This is a genomic window from Brucella sp. NBRC 113783 (assembly GCF_040372265.1).
GTDB lineage: Bacteria > Pseudomonadota > Alphaproteobacteria > Rhizobiales > Rhizobiaceae > Brucella > Brucella teleogrylli.
Map to the genome: position 1 here is coordinate 581,174 of NZ_BAABRX010000003.1, position 21,235 is coordinate 602,408.

The window sequence follows — 21,235 nt, forward strand, 5'->3', positions numbered from 1 at the left end:
GGCATTGGCAATCCGCCGGGATGCATCTACATTCAATTTAAACAGCAACGGATAGTTGCGCCGATTCAAGAGAAAATTCAGTGCATAAGCATTTCATTGCAGTGACTGAATAATATCGCATCAGATTACCCGAAGCGCCCGAAGAGGCGTGGGGACTAAATTCATAATGCGGGCTCGCCCGTCGCAACATAGTCTGGGAGGACACTATGATAAAGCTTATCGCCACTCTGGCGACAACACTTGCTATTTCCACTGCGGCTTTCACCGCGCACGCACAAAATTATCCGGAACGAACGATCACTATGGTCGTGCCATTCGCTGCCGGTGGACCGACAGACACGGTGACGCGACTTGTCGCGGAATCGATGTCCAAGGATCTTGGACAACAGGTCATTGTCGAAAATGTTGGCGGCGCAGGTGGAACACTTGGCGCAGGCCGTGTCGCAACCGCCGATCCGGATGGTTATACGCTGCTGCTGCACCATATTGGCATGGCCACCAGCGCCACGCTCTATCGCAAGCTCGCCTATGACACGCTGAATGCCTTCGAATATGTCGGCCTTGTCACGGAAGTTCCGATGACCATTGTTGCGCGCAAGGATCTTGAACCCACCGATCTCAAGGGACTGATCGATTACGCCAAGGCCAACAAGGACACCGTGACAGTGGCCAATGCCGGTATCGGCGCAGCATCGCATCTTTGCGGCATGCTTTTCATGAGCGCGATTGAAACTCCGCTCGTCACAGTTCCTTACAAGGGAACAGGCCCGGCCATGACTGATCTGCTCGGCGGTCAGGTGGACATCATGTGCGATCAAACGACCAACACGACGAAGCAGATTCAGGCCGGCACGATCAAGGCTTATGCTGTGACATCCCCTGAACGTCTGGACGTGTTGAAAGACCTTCCGACAACCAAGGAAGCTGGTCTGGACGGTATGGAAGTTGGTATCTGGCACGGCATTTATGCACCCAAGGGAACTCCGACTGACATTACCGAGCGACTGTCGAAATCGCTTCAACTGGCCCTGAAGGATCAGAATGTGGTTGCCCGTTTCGCGGAACTGGGCACGAAGCCGTCATCGGACTCCGACGCAACCCCAGCCGCATTGAAGGCCAAGCTCGAGTCCGAAGTCGCGCGGTGGAAGCCGGTCATCGAAGCTGCGGGACAATACGCAGACTGACCATAGGGCAAATACTAGAGGCGCGCCTTTTAACGCGCCTCTAGTGGATTGAATTTGACGTTTGAATCCCGGCTGACATAGATGCTGTTTCAAACGTCAAATTCGAAAAATCCACTAGATACACATACTTGCTAGTGGTCTTTTTGATTCCAACATTTGCTCAGCGCGTGAACCAACGGATGCAAATGTTGGAATCAGACCACTAGTATCGTTTCCCGCATCTGCGCGTTAAAACCGCAGCCACCGGGATAAAGGACAGACTTCACATGCCGAACCACCGGCATAGCCCTTTCAACGGCAAATCCGAAAGATGATTGGCCCATGAACGAGTCTTCGCGGAAACTATCGATCGATCCGACCAACGGATTGTGCGGTGCCCTTCTCACACTGACCGGCGCTTTTTTTGCCTATCAATCGCTGGGTCTTGACTTAGGGACATCGCTTCGCATGGGACCGGGATATTTCCCGCTTGTCCTGTCCGGTGTTCTGATCCTGCTTGGACTGGTTATTCTCATCCAGGCTACACGGGTCTCCGGCGAGCCCATGGGCCCAATCGCATGGCGCGGCCTTTTCTTCATTCTGCCCGCGCCGATATTCTTCGGCCTGACCGTTCGTGGTCTCGGTTTTGTCCCTTCGCTATGCCTGACCTGCCTTATCGCCTCTTTCGCCTCAATGCGCATGAAGCCGCTCGCAGCCATCATTCTCGCTGCTGCGATCACGGTCTTTTCCGTCATTGTGTTCAGCTATGCGCTCGCGCTGCCTTATCAGCGTTTCGGGCCCTGGTGGCCATTCTAAGGGGGCATGAGCATGGAACTTTTCAGCAATCTCGCGCTCGGCTTTTCAACCGCATCGACGCTGGCTAATCTCGGCTTTTGCCTCATAGGCGTACTCCTCGGCACGTTGATCGGCGTCCTGCCCGGCATCGGCGCCACGGCCACCATCGCCATGCTGCTTCCAGTCACGTTTCAGATCGGCGACCCGGTTTCCGCACTGATCATGCTTGCTGGCATCTATTACGGTGCCCAATATGGCGGTTCAACGACCGCTATTCTCATCAACATGCCGGGAGAATCCTCATCCGCCGTGACCGCCATCGACGGCTACCAGATGGCGCGCCGTGGGCGCGCGGGTGCAGCGCTTGCAATCGCGGCAATCGGGTCATTCTTCGCCGGTACAGTCTCTACCTTTCTGGTGGCGGTCTTCGCTCCGCCGCTGACTGAAATCGCACTGAAATTCGGCTCAGCGGAATATTTCTCGCTGATGGTCGTGGGGCTGGTTTCGTCCGTAGCGCTGGCGCATGGTTCGATCATCAAAGCTTTGGCCATGGTCGTTCTGGGACTTCTGCTTGGCCTTGTCGGTACGGATATCTACACCGGCGCGCCGCGTTTCACGCTGGGTATTACGGAATATGCCGACGGCCTTAATTTCGTAGCCGTTGCGGTCGGCGTGTTCGGCATTGCCGAAATTCTGCGGAATCTTGAAAGCGAACATTCGCGCGAAGTGCTGATGGCGAAGGTCACGGGGCTGATGCCGACACGAGACGATTTCAAACGCATGGCAGCCCCGATCCTGCGCGGAACGGTCATCGGCTCAGCGCTTGGAATCTTGCCAGGCGGCGGCGCCATTCTCGCCTCCTTTGCTTCCTACACCGTGGAAAAGCGCATCTCCAAGACGCCAGAGGAATTCGGCAAAGGCGCGATTGCAGGCGTTGCAGGACCGGAATCCGCCAACAATGCCGGTGCACAGACATCCTTCATTCCCATGCTCACGCTCGGCATTCCGGCCAATCCGGTGATGGCATTGATGATCGGCGCCATGATCATTCAGGGTATCGTTCCGGGCCCGAATGTTGCAACAGAGCAGCCCGCCCTGTTCTGGGGCGTGATCGCGTCGATGTGGATCGGCAATCTCATGCTTATCGTCCTGAACCTGCCGCTGATCGGGCTGTGGGTGAAGCTTCTGACAGTGCCCTATTATGTGCTGTTTCCCATTATCATGACCTTCTGTGCCATCGGGGTTTATAGCGTCAATTCCAATGTCTACGACCTCTATGCGGTCGCCTTCTTCGGCTTCATCGGCTATCTGCTGGCTAAACTGCGCTGCGAACCGGCTCCCCTGTTGCTTGGCTTTGTGCTCGGACCGTTGCTGGAAGAACATCTGCGTCGCGCCATGATCCTGTCACGCGGCGACCCGGCAACCTTCTTCACCCGGCCAATCAGCGCAATTCTGCTCGCCATAGCCGCAACGGTTCTCGTGGTCGTGCTGCTTCCATCAATACGCAAGAAACGCGACGAGGTGTTCGTTGAGGAGGGTTGAAGCGCGCCCTCCACTTCTCTGCCCGTGACAGAGCCAAAAGGGTTTTCAGAAATGCTCTATCGGAAGGCCACGCTGTTCATGTCCTGACAAGGCAAAGCTGGCCTGCTCGGCTTTCGTCCCGCCGTTCATGCGGTTGATCATCACGGCCACTTCGGTTCTGTTATGGACACCGAAGCGTTTGATCAGATCATCGACATAATCCTTTATCGTATGGGGCGAAAGTTCCAGATGCCGTGCAATCTGCTTGTTGGTATTGCCAGCCGCCAGCAACCGGGCGACTGTCGAAAGACGCGGAGAAAGGCTGGTCAGATTGGCGCCGGGCGTCTTCGCCGGATACCCTTCCTGAATATTGCGCAAGGCAAGCGCCGACGAACGGCACAACAATGAAACCTGCTCTTCAAGCTGCGTTGCATGCATTTCGAAACCAGCGGCATAAATCAGTGCCTGGATGTTGCCGCCGACATAAATCGGACAGCACAAGTTATCATTGTAATTCCATCGATAGAGCAGCGTGCGCATCAGCGGCACATTGCCTGCTGCATTCTGGGGCAATCGCGAGCCCGCAACCGCGCTGGCATTCTGCACCACAGCTGCAATCATCGGATCTGAATCTGCCAGCCCGTTCTGATATTCGAGAAGAAAGCCTGTGGGCGTGTTGATGCTGTGAAAAAGGCGCGGCCGATTATTCTCCAGCAAATAAATTCCAAGCGAACGCACGCGCAGCACATGCGCGGCAAAATAATCGCAAGCTATTGTATAATCGTCATAATTACGGCTCTCCGCAACAGAAAGCGCTGCAGAGACCCGTTCGTCTATCGATAGTATTTCCCTGGGCATTCTATCTCCCGAATTCCCAAGCCCCCCCCATTCGGGGGGAATGTTTGTTCCCGCTCTTGTTCGTATCATTCCCGCTTACAACGACTAAATCAAGGGGAACCGTTTTGGATACCAGCGTGCACCGGGCTCACACCGCCGACAACTATTCCGCAGTCATTCAGGGCTTCAACGATCGCCTGCAAGCCATTCTACCTTTGATTGAAGAAAAGGCCGAAGAAGCGGAACAACTCGGGCGGATGCATGATGACGTCGTGGACGCAATGCGCAAGGGCGGCTTCTACACGATGCTGTTTCCGAAGGAGGTTGGCGGCGCGGAACTGCGACCCATCGATGCGATGAAGATTATGTCCGCGCTTTCCTATGCCCATGCATCGTCTGGCTGGTGCACCATGGTCAACAATATGGAAGGCACGACCATGGCGATCTACCTCGACGATGAGGGGATTGCCAATGTCTTCAAGGATGGCGTCGATGTCACCATCGCAGGCAACGGCGTGCCGCGCGGCTTCGCCCGCAAGGTTGATGGCGGCTACATGATCCGCGGCAACTGGGCCTATGGAAGCTCCATCTTTCACGCGGAATGGATTCATTCCGGCTGTTTCCTGCTCGATCCCAAGGACCCGAGCGGCAAAGCGCTGCTGAAAGACGAAACTGGCGCACCACAGATCATCGTCGCGCATCACCCGCGCTCGACAATTCAGCTGCTCGGCAATTGGGATGTGCTGGGCCTGCGCGCGACCGGCAGCTTCGACTACACGCTGGCAACCGACGAAGACCTCTTCGTGCCGGATTCCATGGTCTATAGTTTCACGCAATCCGCGCCAAAACGCGGTCAGACGCAGGGCCATCTCGGACTGGCGGGCTACAGCGCCCTCACCCATACGAGCTGGGCCATTGGCGTTGGTCGCCGGACACTCGACGAACTCGCCAAGGTGATCCGCCAGCGGCAGGACCCGTTCGGCAAGAGTGCGGATAGTGCCAGCCTGCGGTTCCAGTTTGCCAATGCGGAAGCCCGCTATCGGGCGGCGCGAGCGCTTGCGATCGAAACATGGGAAGATGTCTCACAGACCACTGCGTCCGGTGGTGTTCCATCGCTCGACCAGATGACGATGGTGAAGCTCTCTCTGCGCTATATGCACGATATCGTTTCCGATGTGGCGACGTTCGCGCATCGTGCAGCGCGCGGTGCATCGCTGCACAACACGGCCATGCAGCGCTTTTACCGCGATATCCATTCCGGCACCCAGCATATTCTGCTCGCTGACCAGATCGTGGAGGAATGCGGCAAGGGTCTGCTCGGCCTGCCTGGACCCGATGCGCGATGGACCGTTTTCGGCATCAGCGAAAACTGAGACCAGCCATGATGCGAAATATTGTCAGCTTCGTCGGGTGTGATCGCCCGACGAAAGTTCACCGGCTAACCCAGGCGATTGCCGCAAAGCTGGAAGCGGAAAACGATGTGTCAGTCACGCATCTGGACCTGTCCCATGCCGGGCCGAACCTGTTTACCGTCAATCGCAAGGCACTGGACCGGCAGTCCGAAAGCCTCATTTCGGAGATCGAGCATTGCGATGCTCTGATCGTCGGCTGCCCGGTCTATCAGGGAAGCTATCCCGGTCTTTTCAAACATGTGTTCGATCTCGTGCATCCATTTGCGCTGCGCGGTCGCCCGACCGTGCTGTGCGCGGTGGGCGGCGGGCATCGTCACGCATTGGTCGTCGAGCATCATCTGCGTCCGCTATTCGGCTTTTTCGAAGCCGGAACCGTCGCAACCGGTATTTATGCCTGTTCGGTGGAACTGGAACCGGACGGGCTGTTGCCTCCGGCCCTCGAAGAGCGGATCGACAGCGCCGTCGACCAGATAAGAAAGCAATTGGTCCAGTCACACCAAGCCAGCGGCATAAGGTGGAAAGATGTTGAATTACTCGAGCAGTTTTGAAAAGCGCACGGTCGAAATCCGAGGCAAAACCATCACTTATCTTGTGAAGGGTGAAGGCAAGGACATCGTTTTTCTGCACGGAACCGGGACATTTCCCGGCTTTAACAGCCTAACCGACATTGCTTCGCGAAACCGGCTCATCATTCCGTTTCATCCCAATTTCGGTGAAAGCGACGATGATGCCGATATCGTGCAGATCGGCGATTATGTGCTCCATTACATGGATTTCTTCGATGCGTTGGGGCTGGATCAGTTCGGCCTTGGCGGCTTTTCGCTGGGGGGCTGGATCGCAGCCGAATACGCGATCAGGCAGCCGGACAGGCTCACCGGTCTGTTTCTCGCGGCACCTGCCGGTCTCGATCTTCCGGCAATCCCTCTTCCTGATCTGTTTCAAGTCGCGCCAGCCGATATCCCTGCCCATCTCACGCATGATCCGGCAGTCGCACTCCGCTATTTTCCATCTGCGCCCGATAGCCGTTTCGATGCAGCGCTCGGCCGCGAAATGGGCGCGCTGGCGCGGGTCCACGCGACCGATGGGCGCGGCAATAAAAAGCTTGGCCAGTGGCTGCACCGGCTGAATATGCCGACCCTGATCCTCTGGGGCGAGGAAGACCGGGTTATCCCCGCGCAATATGCCGAAGAATGGAAGCGCGGGATCAGTGGCGCACGTCTGGAGACGCTCGGCGCGACCGGCCATCTGCTGTTTGAAGAGACGCCAGCGGCGGCGACACTTGTGCGCGATTTCCTGTCGACGGTCTGAGGTCCGTTTTCAAGCATTGGGGACCGCACGCTCCCGCCTGGGAGCATCATGAAGTTGCAGGTAAAAATAAGGGGAACCAAACCATGCAATGGGAAAGCCTATCGGACTTCGATCAATCCAGAATAAAGCGCTGGCAATGGGGCATGCTGGCGCTGGCGCTGTTATGTGAGATGTTTCTCGCCGCCGACTGGTACGCCTTTGCGGCGGTGATACCTTTCATCTCGGAAACACTTCAGCTCGATTCCGCGCAGGCCGGCCTGGCACAGGGGATATTCGCGCTGACCTATGGTCTCGGCATGATTGTCTGGTCGCAATTGAGCCGCCGCATGAATGCCCGATCGCTGCTGCTGATCGGCCTGTTCTGCACCGCGATCGGCATGGTGGCGCAAGTCTATGTGCAAACCTACGCCCAGCTGATTGCCCTCCGCCTGTTCATCGGCTTCTTCGATGCAGCAATCTTCCTCGGTAATATGAAACTCATCATCGGCTGGTTCCCGCAGAAGCGACGCGGCAGCATGATCGGCTTGATCCTCGCGGCCTATAGTCTTGCAATCACGCTGGACTTCGCGATTGGCATTCCGCTTTCCATCACCTATGGCTGGCGCACCTTCTTCGCCATTCTTGCCATCGGAACGCTGGTGACGGCGGCTGCCGTGCTGCTCTTCACCCGCAACAATCCGGCTCATATCGGCTATAAGGGTTTCAGCTGGGAACCGGAAAAGCAGCAGACCTCGACGGCGTCACTGGCCAGCATCTTCCGCTCGAAATGGATTATCGTCGGCAGCCTGGGCATTTCGGCCTGCACGATGGCCATTGCCGGAACCGCCACCTGGGTCATTCCCGGATATATTGCTGTGCATCAGATGCCCGTGGAAGATGCGGCATTGATCGGCACCTTGATGGGGCTGTCGCAGGTGGTGTTTCTCGTCATCGGCGGTTACGCCGCCGACCGCCTGAACAAAACAGGGATGATCAAGTTCGGAACGGTGCTTGCCGTCCTCGTCGCGGTAATGTTCACCGTCGGCATGGCGATACCGCTTGGCTTCGGCTGGCTCATCCTGATGGCGCTTTTGAGCGGCGTGGCACTTTTCGGCGGCGGTGCGATCTTTGCATTCCTCAGCGAAAAATATCCTGAAGAGCTGGCGACGGCAGCGGTTGGCTATGCCGAGATTTTCGCCATTCTTGCGACCTTCATATCGCCCTGGGTCATGGGCGTGGTCATCAAGGTTTCGGGTGGGTCTTTTGTCAGCGCTTTCCTGACCTTCGCGATCATGGAAGCGATCATTCTGGCCATCATTCTGGTTGTCACCCGCGAGAGCTTCAGCCTGAATAATGACAAGGTTGTGGTTGCCGCCAGCGGTAACGGCATTTCGGGCGAGGCCTCTCGTCCCTGATCCAAAGCCATAGCGGATGCGATGAACAGGTCGCATCCGCCATCTTACGAAGGCTGTCGTTCTGTTTCTGCAGTTGCTCATAACGCCAAATACCGTTGCCAATTGGCAACAGAGCGGAAATTAATGTGCCCATCTCATGGCCGCGTGTCCGGCCTATTTACTCAGGATGTAAAATCCAACTTTCAATAAAATCAGCATGAAACATGACTTTTTAATGCAAGTTTTATCTTGCGGGCTATGTAAGACAACCCATTGGTTAGAATTTCTCTAAATCTCTGTCGTTGCACGCAAATTTTGGTTTCGATACAGAAAGGCAGTTCTTGATCTGACCGGCCCTAAGGAGTGCCGGTGTCCCAAGGTATCGCGTATTCGGAATGACCCAGAATTTCACCAGCATTGCTTCACTTTACGCTGAAGAGCAGAACCGCCTGAAGCGCATGCTGGTTGGCAAGGGAATGTCGGCCCAAAGCGCGGCCGATGCCGTCCAAGAAGCATTCATTCGCCTGCTCCGTTCGCCCGGCAATGATATCCGGGACCTCAAGAGCTATGTTCAGCGCACTGCCGAGACGGTCGCCATCGACGTTCATCGTGTTGAACGGCGCGCAGCGGCGGTAATAGACCCTAACGCCCTCATTGTTGACAGTTACGCCGATCCGCAGCCGCTTGCGGACGCATTGATGATCTCCCGCGAGGATGCGTTGGCACTGAACGCCGCTTTGCTGGAACTGCCAGCGCGATGCCGGGAGGTCCTCATCCTGCATAAGTTCGAGGGACTGAGCTACGCGGAAATCGCCGACAAATTGGGCATCGCCAAAAATACGGTGATGGTTCATATGGTAAAAGCGCTCGGATGCCTGAAGTCCCGGTTGCGCGAAAATAATGCACGGCGCGACTAATTAGTTTTCTTCCGGCAATCGTCTAAGTAAATAGGACGGCCACACTTCGAATGGTGTGCAGCCGCCGTGAACGTTTGAGGCAGAGGATTCGAGTGAAGCGTAAGCGCCATAAAATGCAGCCAATCGTCCAGGAGAGATGATGGGGACTGCGGACAAACAGCTGATCGAGGACGAGGCCGTCCAATGGTTCGTGACCCTCAGGGATGAGGATGTCACCGAGGATGATCGCCAACGCTTCGAACAGTGGCTTGACGCCGATCCGGAGCATAAACGTGCCTGGCTGGAGGTCGAGCGCGTTTGGGAAGGTCTCGATCTTCTCCCGGGAAAACAAGCATTGACCTCTGAAAGCCCGACAGTCCGCGCTGCGTCGCACCGTTCGCGAGTGCCCGGCATAGCTGCGGGAGCGGCGCGCCGCACTTCCTGGAGGCAGGTCATGCTCGCCGCCTGTCTTGCGCTGGCGCTGATCGCCAGCTGGCAGTTGGTCCCGGTTGGTATAATGGCTGACTACCGATCAGGCGTGGGTGAACGTCAGACCGTCAGTCTGGAAGACGGCTCACAGATCGAACTCGGAACATCGAGCGCCATCGATGTGAATTACAGTGGTGAGCGCCGTACCATTAAGCTCTTGACGGGCGAAGCCTTCTTTACCGTCGCCAAGGATCCCGCAAGACCTTTCGTCGTCCAGGCCGGCGGTGGACAGGTCGCAGTCCTTGGGACAGCGTTCAACGTCAAGATCGAGGATGGCGTAACGGTTGCAGTCACGCATAACACGGTTGAGGTGAGTGCGGCTGGCGACCGAAAAAGAGTGAGCGAAGGCAATCTTGTCCATTACGATGCGAAGGGCGTATCGCCTGTCAAAAATGCTGATCTCGAAACCGTTCAGGGGTGGCGTCACGACCAACTGGTGTTTAATGACGCTCCTCTTAATCAGGTAATCGCCGAGTTGCAGCGTTATCGCCATGGCCGCATCCAGTTGCTAAGCGGGGATGCTGGCAATCTTCGCGTGACGGCGGTTTTTGACACACATCGCCCCGATGCAGCGCTCGACACAATTGCCGAAAGCCTCAATCTGCGGGTTTATCGCGCGACCAATCTGCTGGTCGCAATTGCGCAAAAATGATGATTTTGAAAAAAATACGAGAAACGACTAATTACTTTTTCCGAATTCAGCGTCTTCAACAATAGGAGACCACTTTTGTACCGGTCTCCATGCAATCTGGAGACGAGGTTTCGGGAATGGGTGACGGAAATAGCGCGCGCATAAGACGGTCAGCGGGCATAGTCACATTTCTGCTGGCCGGGACGGCCATGATGTCCGTTCCAGCTGTCGAGCAAGCCAAAGCGCAATCCGCCACGACATCGGCAACATCGACCAAATTCAATATCCCAGCCCAATCACTCTCGACGGCACTGATCGCTTTTTCGCGCCAGACGAAGCTCGGGATTTTCGTTACATCCTCCCTCGCCTCGGGCAAGAAATCGACCGCGGTAAACGGCGCCCTGTCGCCAGAAGTCGCTTTGCAACGGCTTCTCTCCGGCACCGGCCTCACTTATACCTTTACCAATCAAAATACGGTTCGGATCATCGGTTCGGATCATGCCGCCACCGCCACGTCACCGGATGGCTCCGTGATACTGGAAACAATTACCGTCCAGGGTCAGGGCGTAACAACCGAAGGAACAGGAGCGTATACGATACCCGAAATGAGCTCGGCAACGGGCCTGCCTTTATCGATTAAAGAAACGCCGCAATCGGTCAGCGTGGTCACCAATCAGAAGATCAAGGACAAGGCCTATACGTCGCTGGATCAGGCCATCAACGACGTGCCTGGCCTGATAGCCACGCCCGATTTTGGTGATAGCCGATGGCAGTATTATGCTCGTGGTTCTTTGGTCAACAGCATTCAGTATGATGGACTGACGAATTCTGTGACGACGTTTTCGCGAGACGGAACCACCCAGGACGATCTCATCCTTTATGACCGGATTGAGGTTGTGCGTGGAGCAACCGGCCTGCTACAGGGTACTGGCAACCCGTCCGCGTCGATCAATCTGGTGCGGAAAAAGCCCACCGACGTCGCTCAAACATCTGTCACGACGACTGGTTCGTCATGGGGAAACGGGCGCATTGAAGTTGACGCCTCTCGCCCCCTTAACGAAGAAGGAACTGTCCGGGGACGGTTTGCCGGTTCATTTCTTGGTGGCGAGGGATACCGGGACTACAATGACCAACGCAACTTTGTCCTTTATGGGGTTATTGAGGCCGACCTTACCGAGAACACGACTGCGAGCCTTGGTATCAGCCATCAGAAAGAGCATGTCGATGGATACGGGAATGGAGGTTATCCGACCAGGCCCGATGGATCCTTTTACGATTGGACGGCAAAGGACTACCTCGGCAGTGACTGGGAGTATTCCGACAAGCGCAAGACGACCGCCTATTTCGATCTTGAGCACCGTTTCGGCAACGACTGGAAAGCAAATGTTACGGCCCAGTATTCGTGGAGCAGTGGCACGATTGAATCATCCTATCTTACCTACAGCAACGGAACCTACCTAAAGAACGACCGCATCTACGATGGCGATAGTAAGTCCTATGCCATTGATGGACGGTTTTCCGGCCCCGTTGAACTGTTTGGTCGAACACATGATCTGATTTTTGGGGCGAGCACCCATAGGGACGATTTCTCCTACTCGGCTTTCAGCGCACCGGCTTATGCGGTCGATATCTTTAACTGGGACCCTTCGGCGATCAGTAAGCCAAGTATGACGACCAATTATTACAACACGGACCCGACAATAACGGAGACCGGCCTTTATGGCGCGGGCCGCTTTACGATATCCGACGATCTGAAGTTCATTCTTGGGGCTCGTGTCAGCTGGTACGATTATAACTCCCCGGTCGAAAAAGTCTCGCTCTCGGAAGATGCGAAGTTCGTACCCTATGTCGGTGCTGTCTACGACTTGACCGATACGGTTTCAGTTTATGCAAGCTACACCTCAATCTTCCAGCCGCAACCTTACTACGATCCGAGTGGCAGCATTCTTGCACCGATTGAGGGCCGCAACGTTGAAGCTGGCGTAAAGGGCAGCTTCTTTGATGATCGGTTCAATGCGTCGGTCGCGATCTTCCAATCCAATCAAAACAATCTGCCGATCTATTATGGGACAGCGTGCGCTGGCAGCCCATCTTGCTACACCGCTGCCGACGAAGTGCGAACACGGGGCGTCGAATTCGAGCTGAATGGCAAGATCACCAACCAGTTGAACGTGTCGGCGAGTTACACATTTGCAAAGGCAGAATATGTGGAAGGGACCAAGGAAGGTCAGATCTATAATTCTGCCGTCTCGCCCGAAAACATGTTCAAGCTCTACGCATCCTATGATTTCGACCAGAAATTGGAGGGCCTGACCGTTGGCGGCGGCGTCCGAGCTTTCAGCAAAACCTACTACACCGCAACGACGTCTTATAAGGAACAACCCGCCTATGCCGTGGTCGACCTTATGGCGAAATACGACTTCAACGACAGCACCGCGATGCAGCTCAATGTGAACAATGTCTTCGACAAAACTTATTATTCGAAGCTCAGCACCTCGACGGCCTATGGCAATTTTATCGGAGCGCCAAGGAACGTCACGCTGAGCCTCACGCATAAGTTCTGATCGACCGATGGTGGTGGCAATCACAGGGATCATATGGCCGAATTCGGCGACTTGGCGCAGATATGGGCTGAGAAGCTTATTCATTCAAATTGCTCTGCTGGCGCTCATCCTCTCAACTGTGACAGTGAGCGCCGCGACGGTCGATACTTCGCGGTCCGGATCGTTCCCGGTGACTGTCGAACATGCGTTTGGCTCCACGACGGTGCCATCCGAACCACAGCGTATTTTGACTTTCGGCTGGGGTTCTGACGATATCGCCATAGCCTTGGCCAAGCCCCCGCTCTGGATGCCGCGCCGTTCTATATTCGAGAGCGGCATTGCACCGTGGAACGAAGAGCGACTAAGTGGAAAAAGGCCGACACTTTTTTCCGGCATTTACCTGGATTTCGAGGAAGTCGCTCGTCTTGGGCCCGACCTGATCCTCGCTGTTTCCTCGGGGATAAATGCCAACGAGTATCGGATGCTTTCCCGGATCTCGCCCACCGTGGTGTATAGATCGGGACCATGGCAAGCCACACTCGAAGAGCAGACCGAACTGGTGGGTGCCGCCCTTGGCCGTCCCGCAGAAGCAAGCGACCTCGTGACAAATGTCGAGCGCGTTCTCGCCTCCGCGCGCGCTGAAAATCCTGTGCTTACAGGAAAAACCTTTGCTATTGGAACCTACTTCAACGGATTTTCCGTCTATCTCTCCACCGATCCACGCGTTGCCGCTTTCGAAAAACTTGGTCTGAAACTGGCTCCGGGGATTGCATCATTATCGACGCATTACCCCAACAGGACCTTGCTGGCTGTGAGCGCGGAGCAGATGGACCGCCTGGATGCCGACATTCTCATCATGTGGTACACGAGCGGCAACCAGAACGTAGCCGAACAACAGCCATTATTTCGAACGCTGCGCGTCGTGCAGCGCGGCAGCTACATCGCCCTTGTTGACCCGTCGTCAGTCTGGGCCATGTCGGCGCTTAGCGTTCTGTCAATCCCTTATGAAATCCCAAGGCTTGTTCCACGTCTGGCGCAAGCCGCGTTCCGTGCTGAAAAAGCCAAGGAATCTTTTCATGAATGAGTATTTTATCGCCGAGGTCATATCGGTTGTGCGCGTCTCTCCACACATGATCCGCATCGAATTCGGAGGTCAGGGTCTGGCGGAGTTCCAATCAAGTGGAAGGCCAGATGAATGGACCCGGCTTATGTTCCCCGTAGAGCCGGGTGGCAGGGTCGAACTCCCTATCTTGCTGGATGGCAAATGGAAGTCGCCCCCAGCCTGCGAACTCTCCCCGGCCCGCCCGTATACGGTGCGTAAATGGGTGCCAGCGTCAGGCATCTTAACGATTGACTTTGTCATCCATGACGACGGGGTAGCCGCTAGCTGGGCCAAGGAAGCCCGCCCCGGTGATAGCATCGTGGTTAGCGCTCCTTTCGGACGCTTCGTTCCGCCGGGCGAAAGCGGATGAACTCTGCTACTGGCCGATATTACGGGCTTGCCAGCCGTGGCGCGCATCATCGAAGAACAGGGAACGTCGAATGTGATCTCGGCGCATATCGAGCTGCCGCATCAAGACGACAGGCAGGAGCTACAAGCTGGGCAAGATGTCTCGCTTTATTGGTATGACAGTTTCGGGAAGGACTCCAAACCAACACGGCTGCTGGACATCGCGCAGACTATCAAGTTACCGCAAGGAGATGGCTACCTCTATATCGCAGGCGAAGCGACAGCCGCTTCGGAAGTGCGTAAACATTTCCGGGATGTTGTCGGAATCAGCAAGGACAGAATAACTTCGGTCGGTTACTGGATCGAAGGACAGTCGCGCGGATGAGCAAGAACTTATCCAGCCTTACCGCACCAGCTTCCTCGATCCGCGTTACGTCCAAAGGATGGGTCCTATCGGCAAGCGTGCTGCTGCTGTGTTTCATGGCAACCCTCAGCCTTTTGGTCGGCACGAGACCAATTGCTCCGGCGTCCGTCCTCAACGCCCTTATCGCCTACGATCCCAACTTGCCGGATCACATCATCATTCATGATTATCGTCTGCCGCGAACCCTGCTTGGGCTTCTATGCGGCGCGGCGTTTGCCATGTCCGGTGCGCTCATCCAGGCGGCGACGCGCAATCCCCTAGCCGATCCGGGGCTCTTGGGCGTCAACGCCGGAGCAGCCTTTTTCGTCACAGTGGCGATAGGCATGTTCGGGTTTCATTCGCTCAATGCTTACGTGTTGGCGGCGCTTGCGGGCGCGATCAGCGCGACGTTGTTCGTATATATTCTAGGCGGAACAGGTCGGGAGGGGGCAACGCCTGTTCGTCTGGTGCTCGCAGGCGTGGCGCTATCAGCGGTGCTCGCTGGCATTACTTCATCGATCACGCTGCTCAATCCGCGTGCTTTCGACACGATGCGCTTCTGGGCAATCGGATCACTCGCCGGTCGCGATATGAATGTCGTGACAACGGTCGCACCGTTCATGGTAATCGGGATGGTCCTTGGCCTTGTTGCCTCCCGACCACTCAACGCTGTCGCGCTCGGAAATGAGCTGGCTCAATCACTTGGCGCCGACATCCACCGCGCACGGGTTCTTGTCGTTCTCTCGGTAACGTTGCTTGCCGGAGCGGCAACAGCGGCAGTTGGCCCGATCAGCTTTGTCGGTCTGATGGTCCCGCATGTCGTACGCTGGTTCACAGGTCCCGACCAACGCTGGATTATCGGCATGACGATCATATTCGGACCAACCTTGCTGCTCGCCGCCGATATTCTCGGGCGACTTGTGGTCTTTCCCGGTGAACTGGAAGCTGGAATTGTCACCGCATTTATCGGAGCACCCATCCTGATCCTGTTCGCACGACGACCGAAGGCGAGCGGTTTATGATGGATACCGCTGCTTCTGCGCCCAACTTTGCCCCTCGAACTTGTGCGATACGTCTATTCGGCGACCGATTTTCTTCCCGTTTGGACTTGCGGACGATATTTGCTGTTTTTTTACTGCTGATACTGGCCGCTGTGATTGCGGCGGCATCGCTGGCGAGCGGCAAATACCCGATCGCCGTGTCTGATGTACTGGGCGCGCTCGCCGGTGGGGGCGACGACATGGTCCGGATGATCGTGGTGGAATGGCGGCTACCGCGCGTCGCGCTCGCCTTGCTGCTTGGTGGCGCGCTCGGCATGAGCGGCGCCATCTTCCAAAGCTTGACGCGCAATCCGCTGGGTAGCCCCGACATTATTGGCTTTTCGGCCGGTTCCCATACCGGAGCGCTTGTCGTCATCCTGCTTCTGTCTGGGGGCTATTACGAGACCGCCGCCGGGGCCCTGATTGGCGGTGTCTTGACGGCGGTGGCGGTTTATCTTCTTGCTTACCGGCGTGGCGTGCAGGGTTTTCGGCTGATCATTGTCGGTATTGGTGTTGCCGCCATGCTGTCGGCTTTTAACACGTGGATGATACGGGAGGCCGATCTTCAAATGGCGATGTCGGCTGCCATCTGGGGAGCCGGTTCGCTGAACGGCCTGGGGTTCGAACAACTTCTGCCGGTCGTGGTCGTGCTGGGCCTCGTCGCGCCGCTGACCTGCTTCCTCTCCCGCCCCACGCGGCAACTCGAAATGGGTGACGATGTGGCGAAAGCGTCCGGCGTCAACACCAACGGTACACGAGCTTCACTAATGATCGTCGGCGTAGCGCTGACCGCAATCGCCACAGCCGCAGCCGGACCAATTTCTTTCGTTGCACTTGCGGCGCCCCAGATCGCCCGCATGCTTACTCGTTCGGCTGGTATCGCGCTCATTCCGTCAGCACTGATGGGCGGGCTTCTGCTGTTGGTTGCTGACTGGACTGCACAGCACGCATTCGGCGTTCAGCTTCCTGTTGGCGTCACGACAGTTAGTGTTGGTGGTCTTTACTTCATCTGGCTTCTTATTCGCGAGGGTCGCAAATGAATGGTGCAAACACCCTCCCCTCTGGCTACAGGCTGCATGCGGACGCAGTGACGCTGCGCTATGACGAACGGACAATTTCAAAGGATTTGTCAGTCTCAATTCCGGATGGTTCCTTCACTGCGATCATCGGGCCGAATGCCTGTGGAAAGTCCACGCTGCTCAAAGCTCTGTCGCGGCTTATAACACCCTCTGCCGGTGGAGTGATCCTTGACGGCAAAAGCATTACCGATATACCGGCCAAGGAAACCGCCCGGCGGCTCGGGCTGCTGCCACAGTCATCAATCGCACCGGACGGCATTACGGTTGCCGATCTGGTCGCTCGCGGTCGTTATCCGCATCAGTCCTTTTTGCGCCAATGGTCGAAAGCCGATGAGGCAGCCGTCCTCGCCGCGATGGCAGCAACCCGTGTCACCGAACTTTCCGGTCGACCGGTGGACGAACTCTCCGGCGGCCAACGTCAACGCGTATGGGTTGCAATGGTCCTGGCGCAGGAAACGCCGATCCTTCTGCTCGACGAGCCGACCACTTTCCTTGACATCGCCCATCAGATCGAGCTGCTAGATCTTCTGGCTGACCTTAATGATAGGGGGCGAACAATTATCGCAGTGCTGCATGATCTCAATCATGCTTGCCGCTATGCCACGCACCTGATCGCCATAAAAGACGGCGCCGTCCTAGCAGAGGGCGCCCCGGCAGACATCGTCGATGCCGAACTGGTCGAACGCGTTTTCGGACTGCCGGCCATGGTCATCCCCGATCCAGTCGCTGGTACTCCGCTCATCGTGCCGAGAGGGAACATGAAGACAAGCGCATCACGATCTCCGGTCACACCAAAACCGGCTTCTTAATCAGCTTCCACCGGAAAAATTCGTCGGACCATTCCGTTGTTCGCAACATTTACTGAAAGACACCAAACGAAAGGGATCCAGTTTGGCTGGCCTGTTAAAACGCTTCACATCCTATTATAGGCCACACCGTGGGCTGTTCGTGCTGGACTTTTCCAGCGCCGTCGTCGCCGGACTACTGGAACTGGCCTTTCCGGTCGCGGTGACGCTGTTCATCGACCGCCTGCTTCCCACCAACCAACTGGGCATGATTGCGCTGGCATCTCTCGGCCTGTTCCTGATCTATCTTGTCAATGCTGGTCTTCAGGTCATCGTCACCTATTGGGGCCATATGCTTGGTCTCAAGATCGAAACCGAAATGCGAAGGAAAGCCTTCGACCATCTGCAAAAGCTTTCTTTCGGTTTCTTCGACAACCAGAAAACCGGCCACCTTGTCGCAAGACTGACCAAGGATCTCGAGGAGATTGGCAAGGTCGCCCATCATGGCCCGGAAGATCTGTTCATCGCACTCATGACGCTGATCGGCGCTTTTATTTTGATGATGTCGGTGCATGTGCCGCTGGCGCTGATCACCGCAACCATTGTGCCCGTGACTGCGATCTTTTCCACTCGTTACAGCAAGCGTATGACCAAAACCTGGCGCGCGCTTTACGAACGTGTGGCAGAGTTCAATGCCCGCATTGAGGAAAACGTCGGCGGTATCCGGGTAGTGCAGGCCTTCACCAACGAGGATCATGAACGGAAACTGTTTGCTGAGAACAACCAAAACTATCTGATGACCAAGCTGGAAACCTACAAGGCTCTGGCGGCGTCCATGTCACTGTCCTACCTGTCAACACGCTTCGTGCAGGTCGTTGTGATGCTGGCAGGCGCATGGTTCGTGGTGCGCGGCGAACTGTCGGCGGGCGGCTTCGTCGGCTTCCTGCTTCTGGTTGGAGTGTTCTTCCGACCGATCGATAAGATCAATTCGATCATTGAAACATACCCGAAGGGCATTGCGGGCTTTCAGCGATATACGCAGTTCCTGGATACGATACCGGATATCGCAGACCGGCCACAGGCACGCTCCATCCAGAGGCTGACTGGTGACATTGACTATAAAAATGTTCGCTTCGGCTACAATTCGAGCAAGCTTATATTCGACGGAATAAACCTCTCCATCCGCGCCGGAGAGACCGTCGCTTTCGTCGGCTCGTCGGGCGCGGGCAAGACAACGATATGCTCGCTTTTGCCTCGCTTCTATGAGGTGCCGGTCGGCGCGATCAGCATCGATGGCACAGATATTCGCGACATGAGCTTGAGGTCCCTGCGCTCTAACATTGGCATCGTGCAACAGGACGTCTTCCTGTTCGCCGGCACGATCCGTGAGAACATCGCCTATGGACGCCTCGACGCCACCGAAGCCGACATCCTGGACGCGGCTAGCCGTGCAAGGCTCGACACGATGATCGCCTCACTTCCTCATGGTCTGGACACAGTCATTGGCGAGCGTGGCGTGAAACTATCGGGCGGACAGAAGCAGCGTCTCGCCATCGCACGCATTTTCCTGAAAAACCCGCCGATTCTGATCCTTGATGAAGCGACCTCCGCGCTCGACACCGAGACTGAACGCGCCATCCAGCAATCACTTGCCGAACTGTCGCAGGGCCGCACGACGCTGGTGATAGCGCACAGGCTTGCAACCATCGTCAATGCTGATCGCATCATAGTGATCGAAGACGGTAAAATTGCCGAACAGGGCAGCCATGCCGAACTCATTGACCGCAAGAACGGTCGATACCGAAAGCTTCGATCAGATCAAGTTAGCGATTACAGCGCTATAAGCGGTGGCTAGAACTCATTCTCTGTACCGCTTGCACAGTGAGAGTAGCTAAGGGAACTGGTGTATCAAGACGGTCAATACGAATATTTTAAAGATTCTGGACACGGGCAGCGTTTTGAGGGGTTTCTTCTGATCCAAGGTTACGGACATCTTGGGGCAACGGCACTCCCCGTGTTCAGATTGGAATTCAGAATTCCGCTTGCCTGAAACAACTTTTCACTGCTCGAAGAAGGGCAAGATTGATGCAGTCCATCAGGTATGGACGATGCCGCTTGGCACCCGACGGTTTGCCGTGCGCAAAAGTTATTAGCAGAGTCCAATGGAAGCCCATTGCGCACTCAACGAAATCAGATGCTGGATCACATTCTTTCGCAAAGAGACAACAATTCATAGTCCTTTAGTCGTCAAAACTACCGCATTGAATCTGGACTATAGCAAGCGGCAAGGCCCGCTATGTTTGGTCGCCCTGTATATCGGACTACACTCATCCGCGCCGTGTGCCGGAAGATACGATGTCGAGATATACAGCCAAAACAAGAATGCTGCCCTTGATGATCTGCTGCCAGAATGTATCGACGCCGAGCATGGACATACCGTTGTCGAGGCTCGACATGATGAGCGCGCCCACCAATGCACCGAGCACAGAACCGACGCCCCCGCGCATGGAAGTACCGCCGATGAAACAGGAGGCAATGGCATCCAGCTCTCCCCCCATACCTGCTGATGGTGTGCCTGCCGCGAGGCGCGAGGTGGTCGTCAGACCAGCCACCGCCGCCATCAGTCCCATCAAGGCGAAGACTGCCATCTTGACGAAGTTTACATTCACGCCTGAAAAGCGGGTTGCTTCGGTATTGGAGCCAACCGCATAGATGTGACGACCGAACACCGTCTGTTTTGCGATAACAGTGAAAACGCCAAGGATCACCAGCAGGATCAGCACCGGGACCGGTACGCCCTGATAGCTGTTGAGGATCAGGATGAAGCCCAATATCAGGATACCGATACCGAGAAGCCTCGCGACTTCCATAGCGGGCGAAAGTGTCTGGAGGTTATGCTTGCTCTTGCTGGCCCGCGTACGTAGCGTCATGAGGATAAGAACGCCGAACAGCGCAATTGCGCTGAGATTGCCAAGCCAACCCGGCAGGTAACCCTGCCCGATATATTTGAATTCTGGCGAGATCGGCGCGATTGTGACGCCGCCCATGATACCCAGCACTATACCGCGAAAGACGAGCTGTCCGCCAAGTGTAACAATGAAGGAGGGTATGCCAAGATAGGCGGTCAGCCAGCCGTTGAAAGCGCCAAGTGCCACACCCAGAACCAGAACGGTGCTGATCGTCGCCCATAGCGGCCATCCGTAAACGACATCGAGAACGGCGGCAATGCCGCCTAGAAGCCCCAGAAGCGCCCCGACCGAAAGATCAATTTCACCGGCGACGATGACGAAAACCATCGCGGACGCCAGCATTCCCGTGATCGCCATCTGGCGCAGGAGATTAGAAAAATTGCGCGCTGTCAGAAACTGCGAACGCCCCATCTCCGGATCATAGGTGAGTACTGCAAACAACGCCCAGATGAGCGCGACCACGATCAGGAGAGCTACGATCTTATATTCCGCGAGAAACTTTCGGAGGCCTTTGCCCGTCAATGTCATATCATGCACCGGT

General features: G+C 56.0%; 19 protein-coding genes. 17 read left to right on the top strand and 2 right to left on the bottom strand.

What is annotated here, in order from left to right; all coding sequences use genetic code 11:
- Positions 1 to 206 precede the first annotated feature (206 nt).
- The 3 genes from ABWW11_RS13265 (at position 207) to ABWW11_RS13275 (ending at position 3,500) form a co-directional block, all read left to right on the top strand.
- Positions 207 to 1,184 carry a tripartite tricarboxylate transporter substrate-binding protein gene (locus tag ABWW11_RS13265; RefSeq protein ID WP_109365835.1) on the top strand — a complete coding sequence of 326 codons (978 nt, stop codon included), beginning with the start codon at positions 207 to 209 and terminating at the stop codon, positions 1,182 to 1,184.
- Between the two features lie 321 nt (positions 1,185 to 1,505).
- Entirely contained in the window at positions 1,506 to 1,979 is a 474-nt protein-coding gene (locus tag ABWW11_RS13270) for a tripartite tricarboxylate transporter TctB family protein (protein WP_319081323.1), read from the top strand.
- Positions 1,980 to 1,991: 12 nt separating this feature from the next.
- Positions 1,992 to 3,500 (top strand): tripartite tricarboxylate transporter permease, encoded by a 1,509-nt coding sequence (locus tag ABWW11_RS13275; protein WP_109365833.1) that lies wholly within the window; start codon positions 1,992 to 1,994, stop codon positions 3,498 to 3,500.
- 45 nt (positions 3,501 to 3,545) lie between these two features.
- On the opposite strand, the gene ABWW11_RS13280 is transcribed toward ABWW11_RS13275, so the two are convergent.
- A complete protein-coding gene (locus ABWW11_RS13280; protein ID WP_244597027.1) occupies positions 3,546 to 4,337 on the bottom strand; it encodes a LuxR family transcriptional regulator in 792 nt (263 codons plus the stop codon).
- Positions 4,338 to 4,453: 116 nt separating this feature from the next.
- Between ABWW11_RS13280 and ABWW11_RS13285 the strand changes: the two genes are divergently transcribed.
- The 14 genes from ABWW11_RS13285 (at position 4,454) to ABWW11_RS13350 (ending at position 19,580) form a co-directional block, all read left to right on the top strand.
- Positions 4,454 to 5,689, top strand: coding sequence for an acyl-CoA dehydrogenase family protein (locus tag ABWW11_RS13285; protein WP_244597026.1), 1,236 nt, complete (start codon positions 4,454 to 4,456; stop codon positions 5,687 to 5,689).
- 8 nt (positions 5,690 to 5,697) lie between these two features.
- Positions 5,698 to 6,276: an NAD(P)H-dependent oxidoreductase gene (locus tag ABWW11_RS13290; RefSeq protein WP_109365831.1), complete on the top strand. Its 579-nt coding sequence runs from the start codon at positions 5,698 to 5,700 to the stop codon at positions 6,274 to 6,276.
- A complete protein-coding gene (locus ABWW11_RS13295) occupies positions 6,251 to 7,036 on the top strand; it encodes an alpha/beta fold hydrolase (RefSeq protein ID WP_109365830.1) in 786 nt (261 codons plus the stop codon). The genes ABWW11_RS13290 and ABWW11_RS13295 overlap by 26 nt, the downstream gene beginning before the upstream one ends.
- Before the next feature lie 83 nt (positions 7,037 to 7,119).
- Positions 7,120 to 8,430 carry an MFS transporter gene (locus ABWW11_RS13300; RefSeq protein ID WP_319080288.1) on the top strand — a complete coding sequence of 437 codons (1,311 nt, stop codon included), beginning with the start codon at positions 7,120 to 7,122 and terminating at the stop codon, positions 8,428 to 8,430.
- Positions 8,431 to 8,804: 374 nt separating this feature from the next.
- Complete coding sequence (locus ABWW11_RS13305; RefSeq protein WP_109365828.1) at positions 8,805 to 9,326, top strand: RNA polymerase sigma factor; 522 nt, start codon at positions 8,805 to 8,807, stop codon at positions 9,324 to 9,326.
- A gap of 139 nt (positions 9,327 to 9,465) precedes the next feature.
- Positions 9,466 to 10,446, top strand: coding sequence for a FecR family protein (locus tag ABWW11_RS13310; protein WP_319080287.1), 981 nt, complete (start codon positions 9,466 to 9,468; stop codon positions 10,444 to 10,446).
- A 116-nt stretch (positions 10,447 to 10,562) separates the two neighbouring features.
- Positions 10,563 to 12,989 carry a TonB-dependent siderophore receptor gene (locus tag ABWW11_RS13315; protein WP_181375964.1) on the top strand — a complete coding sequence of 809 codons (2,427 nt, stop codon included), beginning with the start codon at positions 10,563 to 10,565 and terminating at the stop codon, positions 12,987 to 12,989.
- A 7-nt stretch (positions 12,990 to 12,996) separates the two neighbouring features.
- Entirely contained in the window at positions 12,997 to 14,052 is a 1,056-nt protein-coding gene (locus tag ABWW11_RS13320; protein WP_109365825.1) for an ABC transporter substrate-binding protein, read from the top strand.
- Complete coding sequence (locus tag ABWW11_RS13325; protein ID WP_319080286.1) at positions 14,045 to 14,440, top strand: siderophore-interacting protein; 396 nt, start codon at positions 14,045 to 14,047, stop codon at positions 14,438 to 14,440. Before ABWW11_RS13320 ends, ABWW11_RS13325 begins: the two co-directional genes overlap by 8 nt.
- A 9-nt stretch (positions 14,441 to 14,449) precedes the next feature.
- Positions 14,450 to 14,803, top strand: coding sequence for a siderophore-interacting protein (locus ABWW11_RS13330; protein ID WP_353410600.1), 354 nt, complete (start codon positions 14,450 to 14,452; stop codon positions 14,801 to 14,803).
- Positions 14,800 to 15,843, top strand: coding sequence for a FecCD family ABC transporter permease (locus tag ABWW11_RS13335; protein WP_109365823.1), 1,044 nt, complete (start codon positions 14,800 to 14,802; stop codon positions 15,841 to 15,843). The genes ABWW11_RS13330 and ABWW11_RS13335 overlap by 4 nt, the downstream gene beginning before the upstream one ends.
- Positions 15,844 to 15,974: 131 nt before the next feature.
- On the top strand, positions 15,975 to 16,901 hold the full coding sequence (locus tag ABWW11_RS13340; protein WP_244597025.1) for a FecCD family ABC transporter permease: 927 nt from the start codon (positions 15,975 to 15,977) through the stop codon (positions 16,899 to 16,901).
- Complete coding sequence (locus ABWW11_RS13345; RefSeq protein WP_319080285.1) at positions 16,898 to 17,749, top strand: ABC transporter ATP-binding protein; 852 nt, start codon at positions 16,898 to 16,900, stop codon at positions 17,747 to 17,749. Before ABWW11_RS13340 ends, ABWW11_RS13345 begins: the two co-directional genes overlap by 4 nt.
- Positions 17,750 to 17,831: 82 nt before the next feature.
- Positions 17,832 to 19,580 carry an ABC transporter ATP-binding protein gene (locus ABWW11_RS13350; protein WP_109365821.1) on the top strand — a complete coding sequence of 583 codons (1,749 nt, stop codon included), beginning with the start codon at positions 17,832 to 17,834 and terminating at the stop codon, positions 19,578 to 19,580.
- A 472-nt stretch (positions 19,581 to 20,052) separates the two neighbouring features.
- On the opposite strand, the gene ABWW11_RS13355 is transcribed toward ABWW11_RS13350, so the two are convergent.
- The gene (locus ABWW11_RS13355; protein WP_109365820.1) at positions 20,053 to 21,222 is read right to left on the bottom strand and encodes a sugar ABC transporter permease; all 1,170 of its coding nucleotides are present in this window, start codon (positions 21,220 to 21,222) and stop codon (positions 20,053 to 20,055) included.
- Between the last annotated feature and the right edge of the window lie 13 nt (positions 21,223 to 21,235).